The sequence below is a fragment of the Streptococcus sp. HMSC067H01 genome, from assembly GCF_001814775.1.
Classification (GTDB): Bacteria; Bacillota; Bacilli; order Lactobacillales; family Streptococcaceae; genus Streptococcus.
Window position 1 is genome coordinate 26,408 of record NZ_KV817789.1, and the last position, 6,987, is coordinate 33,394.

The 6,987-nt window shown below is 40.1% G+C and carries 5 protein-coding genes; 2 read left to right on the top strand and 3 right to left on the bottom strand.

Annotated elements, in window-relative coordinates:
* Window positions 1-30 precede the first annotated feature (30 nt).
* The 3 genes from HMPREF2987_RS04780 to guaA form a co-directional block, all read right to left on the bottom strand.
* Window positions 31-2,085, bottom strand: coding sequence for an FtsX-like permease family protein (locus HMPREF2987_RS04780; protein WP_075229558.1), 2,055 nt, complete (start codon window positions 2,083-2,085; stop codon window positions 31-33).
* Window positions 2,075-2,848 (bottom strand): ABC transporter ATP-binding protein, encoded by a 774-nt coding sequence (locus tag HMPREF2987_RS04785; protein ID WP_004251193.1) that lies wholly within the window; start codon window positions 2,846-2,848, stop codon window positions 2,075-2,077. Before HMPREF2987_RS04785 ends, HMPREF2987_RS04780 begins: the two co-directional genes overlap by 11 nt.
* Before the next feature lie 259 nt (window positions 2,849-3,107).
* On the bottom strand, window positions 3,108-4,670 hold the full coding sequence (gene guaA / locus HMPREF2987_RS04790; protein WP_004253965.1) for a glutamine-hydrolyzing GMP synthase: 1,563 nt from the start codon (window positions 4,668-4,670) through the stop codon (window positions 3,108-3,110).
* A gap of 140 nt (window positions 4,671-4,810) precedes the next feature.
* On the opposite strand from guaA, the gene HMPREF2987_RS04795 reads away from it, so the two are divergent.
* Window positions 4,811-5,509 (top strand): GntR family transcriptional regulator, encoded by a 699-nt coding sequence (locus HMPREF2987_RS04795; protein WP_000936171.1) that lies wholly within the window; start codon window positions 4,811-4,813, stop codon window positions 5,507-5,509.
* 249 nt (window positions 5,510-5,758) lie between these two features.
* Entirely contained in the window at window positions 5,759-6,949 is a 1,191-nt protein-coding gene (gene metK / locus HMPREF2987_RS04800; RefSeq protein WP_075229559.1) for a methionine adenosyltransferase, read from the top strand.
* Window positions 6,950-6,987 lie beyond the last annotated feature (38 nt).

Consider the following 6,987-nt stretch of genomic DNA (forward strand, 5'->3'; position numbering starts at 1 on the left):
CGGCTCCTCCTTTTCCTATTTTATTCTACCTTATTCATCTCTTTTGGGTTCCATTAATGACAACAAGTACTTGTTGCTATTTTTCTTTACAATTCTTATATAGATGACTTCAAATCCAGCTAACAGTAGTATTATCAGCATGGCTGTGATAAATTTCTGCCCCATGGCCATTCTTGCACTGGCTGGTACTATTCCTGTGAGGAGGGAGCTCACTCCGAAGCTACTACTGATAAGTGCAAGAGCTATTGGCAGACCAAAATACCAATTGATTTGCTTTTCTGAAGATTTACAAAGAGTTTCGTAGTTTGCTCCAAGATGGATTAAGGTCTGGTATCGTCTGTAGGATTGTCTTTGTCCCATCAAAAACTGAACGCCGATAATTGTATTTGCGACAACAAGGAAGATGATAGCCAGATAGATGGTGATATAGCTGGCAGAGATAATGTAAAATAATTGTCTTCCCATATTTTGTATATAACTTTCATAGCCAAGAGGGCTTTGATTCAGCTTTTTATTGGTATCTGAGATAGCTTTCATCAGACCTTTTTCCTTGACCAGCTCAGGAGCCAAGATACCACTAACATAATTTGAATACCGACCATCTGTATAGCTCATAAAGGTCTCATCTGGGACTATGAGGGCTACAGAAATGGTTATTTCACGATCCGTTACAATCGGTAAAGACTGAACCTCTCCAATCAATTTTACATCATTTCCCATGACTTTGATTTGAGGATTTGTTTTCAGAACAGAGTTAACTAGATTCTCATCCGGGAGAAAATCTTTTCCCATATACAAGTAGGCTTCCTTGTTTGTTAATTCTAGAGGAGGGAGATTGGCAGCCTTTCTAAGCTCATTGTATTCAGAAACTGGTATGAGGTGGGAAGTAGTAGACTGTTTAAATTTATGGAGCAAAATTTCCTTGTTCTTGCTGTCTTTTTGCTCTTTCAATACCTTGATGAACTGTTCAAAGGACACGGATTTGTGTTCTTTCGGTTCGCCCACTTTGATTTGTAGAATCTTTGAAAACTGTGATGTCAGTCCAGCAGCTTCAAGCTCTTTTTTAACTGTATTCATATCAAGATTTTCATCTGTTTCCTGCTTGCTATCTCTAAATGTATAATCCAAAACGTGGGTATGATTGCCTGAATTGCCACTTGCAATGGCAACACCTGCTCCAAAGAGGCACAAGGCAGAGAAGATTAAGAGAAAGCAGATAGCCAGTATAGTTGAGCGCTGGATAACTAATTCCTGAATCTGTCTAAAATTATAGGTGTGGAGTTTTCGATTGCTTCCAAGCTTGACCAAAAAGTCTATAAACAAACGCATACCAAAGAAGAGTAGTATAGTTCCTAGAGTTCCCAAGAGAACAGTGATGCCCATTGTTATGACATTTTCCCAAGCTTGTCCACTCATCCCCAAGTAATAGGCTGTTCCTAGAAGCAAAATTCCGAGGACAGAAGCAAGAAGGTACACACCCTTGGGGAGTAGTTTCTTCATGCCAGAAGGAGAATAGGATAGCAGATCTCCGATTTCCTTATTGGCTGTTTTTGCACTTAAAAGGACAAAAACAGCTAATTTTACGGCTAGGAAACCGATGATTGTATAGAATAGAGCTGTAGTAGATAGAGAAAATTGATGTTCAATAATCCCTAGCCCAACAATTTTAGCGGTTATTAGGCTAATCAATTCTGAAATTAAGATGGAAATAGGAAGGCCTATTCCAAGAGCAAGGATACTGTTTCTCAAATCCTCGAGTAGGAGCAGCAAGAACAGTTTGCTTCTTCGCATCCCTAGCGTTAGATAGACACCAAATTCATGTTTTCTCCTTTCCATCTGCATGCTGCTTGCGAAGTAGACTAGAAAAAAGAGAATAAAGAGGGTTGCTACATAAAGAATGGGAATCATGCTAAAGAGTTTATTTACAGCGTCACTCTCTATTTGTTTGAGAAAGATCATCACATCTTGATGGGACAAAGAAAGGATGATGTAAAAGGAGATAATAGAAAGAACCATGGAACTGAAATACAAGCCATTATTCTTTCGATCCCTCTTGCTATTTCTTGAGACTAATTTAGAAAACATTGCCATCACCTCCAGCCAGTGCAGACATGACCTTTAGTATTCTGTGGTAAAAATCTTCTTGACTTTCTCTTGGATAATCACGTCGAATTTCATGGAATAGTTTTCCGTCTTGGATAAACAAGATGCGGTTGCAAAAGCTGGCAGCGACTGAATCATGGGTCACCATGAGAATGGTGGTTTCTTCCACTTGATTCATTTCAGATAATTTTTGCATCAAAATGGTCGCATTTTTTGAATCCAAAGCTCCTGTGGGCTCATCTGCAAATACAATCTTAGGGTCTAAAATCAAGGCACGCGCAGCAGCTACCCTTTGCCGTTGACCACCTGATAATTGAGATGGGAACTTATCCAGAAGTTCAGAAATATCTAGATATTGGGAAAGCAATTCTAACCGAACCTTGCTTTCGTTGGCATCGACCTTGTGCAAAGACAAGGGGAGTAAAATATTTTCTTTGGCTGTCAGATTGTCCAAAAGCTCAAAATTTTGAAAGAGGTATCCAATTTCCTTGCCACGATAATCAGCTAACTGACTACCTTTTAACTGACCTAAATCTTTTTCTTGCATTTGAATGGAGCCGTCAGTTGGTTTGATGATAGTAGCGAGACAGTTAAGAAGAGTTGTTTTCCCAGAACCACTGCTCCCCATAATCCCTAAGAACTCACCTTTGACAACTTGAAAAGATATACCGTTCAAGGCTTTGGTGATATTCGGCTCTTTTCCATAATGCTTTTTTAATGATTCTACTCGTAAAATTGTTTCCATGTGAAACACCTCCATCTTTTGTTACTTTAATTATAATATGAATCAGAGTAGAATAACACTTACGGATGATGTAAGAATTCTTTATCGCTGACTTTTATGGTCAGTTTATTGGACTTATACTTACTATATTATAGCATGGTTTCAAGGATTTAAAAAGAGGAGTTGAGAGTCGAGAAATTTTCCTAATATTGAAATTATAAAAAATAATACCACTGTAGTCCATGCTCCAGCAGTATTATTTATTATTTTATAGGAAACTTTACTCCCACTCAACGGTTGCAGGTGGTTTACTTGTAATATCATAGACGATACGGTTAACATGGTCAACTTCGTTTACGATACGAACTGAGATTTTCTGGAGAACTTCCCAAGGGATCTTAGCGAAGTCAGCTGTCATACCATCGATAGAAGTGATAGCACGGATAGCAATTGTATAGTCATAAGTACGACCGTCACCCATAACACCTACTGAACGAACGCCAGTGTTAACAGTGAAATATTGCCAGATATCGCGGTCAAGACCTGCTTTAGCAATTTCTTCACGAAGGATAGCGTCTGATTCGCGAACTGTTTCAAGTTTCTCTTCAGTGATTTCACCCATGACACGAATAGCAAGACCTGGACCTGGGAATGGTTGGCGCCATACAATGTGGTCTGGCATGCCGAGTTCAGTACCTAGTGCACGAACTTCATCCTTGTAAAGAGTGTTGAGTGGCTCGATCAGTTCAAACTGCATGTCTTCTGGAAGTCCACCCACATTGTGGTGAGACTTGATAGTTTGAGCAGTATCCGTACCGGACTCAATCACGTCAGTATAAAGAGTTCCTTGAGCAAGGAATTTCACGTCTGTTAATTTGCTTGCTTCGTCATCAAAGACATAAACAAACTCGTTACCAATAATCTTCCGTTTTTGTTCGGGATCAGAAACACCAGCCAATTTATCAAGGAAACGTTTGGCAGCATCTGCTTTGACAATGTTCAAACCAAACTTACCACCAAGCATATCCATAACTTGATCAGCTTCACCTTTACGGAGAAGACCGTGGTCTACAAAGATACAGATCAATTGATCTCCGATAGCTTTTTGGAGAAGAACTCCAACAACAGAAGAGTCAACACCACCAGAAAGTCCGAGAAGAACACGTTTATCTCCAACTTTTTCACGGATTTGTTTGATTTGCATCTCGATGAAGTTATCCATAGTCCAGTCACCTTTGGCACCACAGATATTTAAGGCAAAGTTACGCAAAATATCATAACCGTGAACTGAGTGGCGAACTTCTGGGTGGAATTGGATACCGTAAATTTTCTTATCAGGGTTTTCAATAGATGCATAAGGACAGTCTGCAGAAGTTCCAGTACGAACAAAGTCAGCAGGAATTTCCGTTACAGCATCCCCGTGGCTCATCAAGACAAGTTGCTCATCTGGAGTACCCGCAAAAAGAGCTGATTCTGTGTGAGTCAATGTTGATTGACCGTATTCACGGTTACCAGCATCGCCTGCAGGAACAACCTTACCACCAAGCTTGTGAGTCAATAGCTGCATACCATAGCAGATTCCCAAAATCGGAATTCCAAGTTCAAAAATCTCTGGATCAATATCAAACGATCCTTCTTCGTAAACAGAGTTTGGACCACCTGAAAGTACAATCCCGATAGGATTGATAGCACGGACTTCGTCAGCCGAAATCTTGTGACTTTTTAGTTCTGAAAAGACACCAATCTCACGGATACGACGTGAGATGAGTTGGTTGTATTGGCTACCATAGTCCAGTACGATGATCTTTTCGACATCTTGCAAATCAGTTGAAATGTTGCTCATCTTTTCCCTTTCTTAAAAGAAATATCTTCTTGAATATTCTATCATAAAAGGGTTAGAATTACCAACCAAACAAGTGCAGTTTGACTTTTCCCTATGAGATAGGGTACAATGGAAAAAATAAAGAAAAGAAGTGAGCAAGCATGTTACCAGCTTATATGAAAATCCACGACCAAATCAAGAAAGACATTGATGAGGGAAGTTGGAAAATTGGGGAAAGACTTCCAAGTGAGCGAGATTTAGCTGAGGAATTTGAAGTTAGCCGTATGACTCTGCGTCAAGCCATCTCCCTTTTGGTCGAGGAGGGGGTTTTGGAGCGTCGTGTGGGTAGTGGGACCTTTGTTTCTAGTACTCGTGTTCAGGAAAAAATGCGTGGAACAACTAGTTTTACGGAGATTGTAAAAGCTCAGGGTAAAACACCATCGAGTCATCTGATTTCCTATCGTCGAACGATCCCTAATGAGCAAGAAGTTGAAAAATTAGGGATTAAGGCCACTGAAAATATTATCCGGATGGAACGTGTTCGTTATGCAGATCAAGTTCCTGTAGTCTACGAGGTAGCTTCTATCCCTGAGAAATTTATAAAAAATTTTAAGAAAGAAGAAGTAACCAAGCACTTCTTTCAAACCTTACAGAAACATGGTTATCGGATTGGTAAATCTCACCAGACTATATATGCTCGCTTAGCCAAGGAAAAAATTGCTCATTATCTGGAAGTGGAAAAGGGGCATGCAATTTTAGGGCTTACTCAAGTTTCTTACTTTGATGACGGGACGGCTTTCGAGTATGTAAAGAGCCAATACGTCGGAGAACGGTTTGAATTTTATCTAGAAAATAATTAGTTTTTATGAAATCTCTTGAAGTAGGATTTTAACTCTTGCTTTAGGAGATTTTTTGATCTTGTATTCATGTAAAAAAGACTGGTTGGGAAATGAGAGAAAAAAAGCAATAATCTAGGCATTTTTCTAGAATTCGTGTTATAATAGTTAGGTTATATGGTCCCGATAAGGTGGTAGGCTTGATTGCAAGTACTCTTCCTGCCAGTTCTTTGTAACTCTATAACGAATATTTTTTAAGGGGGGACATTTTTTATGTCAGAACGTAAACTTTTCACGTCTGAATCTGTATCTGAGGGGCATCCAGATAAGATTGCAGACCAAATTTCAGATGCTATCTTGGATGCTATTTTAGAGCAGGATCCAGAAGCCCACGTTGCTGCTGAAACAGCTGTTTATACTGGTTCAGTGCATGTCTTTGGTGAAATTTCAACTACTGCTTATGTAGATATTAACCGTGTAGTTCGTGATACCATTGCAGAGATCGGTTATACCAATACTGAGTATGGATTCTCAGCTGAAACAGTAGGAGTTCATCCATCATTGGTAGAGCAATCTCCAGATATCGCTCAAGGTGTTAATGAAGCCTTGGAAGTTCGTGGAAATGCTGATAAAGATCCACTTGACTTGATTGGAGCTGGAGACCAAGGTCTCATGTTTGGTTTTGCAGTGGATGAAACTGAAGAACTCATGCCACTTCCAATCTCACTCAGTCACAAGTTGGTTCGTCGTTTAGCAGAACTTCGTAAGTCTGGTGAAATTAGCTATCTTCGTCCAGACGCTAAATCTCAAGTTACTGTTGAGTACGATGAAAATGACCAGCCAGTGCGCGTGGATACAGTCGTTATTTCAACTCAACACGATCCAGAAGTGAGCAATGAACAGATTCATGAGGATGTGATTAACAAGGTTATCAAGGAAGTGATTCCAGCTTCTTATCTTGACGATGAGACTAAATTCTTCATCAATCCAACAGGTCGTTTCGTTATCGGAGGTCCTCAAGGGGACTCAGGTTTGACGGGTCGTAAGATCATCGTAGATACTTATGGTGGTTACTCACGTCACGGTGGTGGTGCCTTCTCTGGTAAAGATGCCACTAAGGTTGACCGTTCAGCTTCTTATGCAGCTCGCTACATTGCTAAAAACATTGTTGCTGCAGGTCTTGCTAAGAAAGCAGAAGTTCAATTGGCCTACGCAATCGGTGTAGCTCAACCTGTATCTGTTCGTATCGATACCTTTGGTACTGGTACAGTAGCTGAAAGTAAACTTGAAAAAGCAGCGCGTCAGATCTTTGACCTTCGTCCTGCAGGAATCATTCAAATGCTGGATCTCAAACGTCCAATCTACCGTCAAACAGCGGCTTATGGACATATGGGACGTACAGATATCGATCTTCCATGGGAACGCTTGGACAAGGTTGATGCCTTGAAAGAAGCAGTTAAATAATAATTAAAAGAGGCTGGGACAAAAGTCCTAGCCTCTCA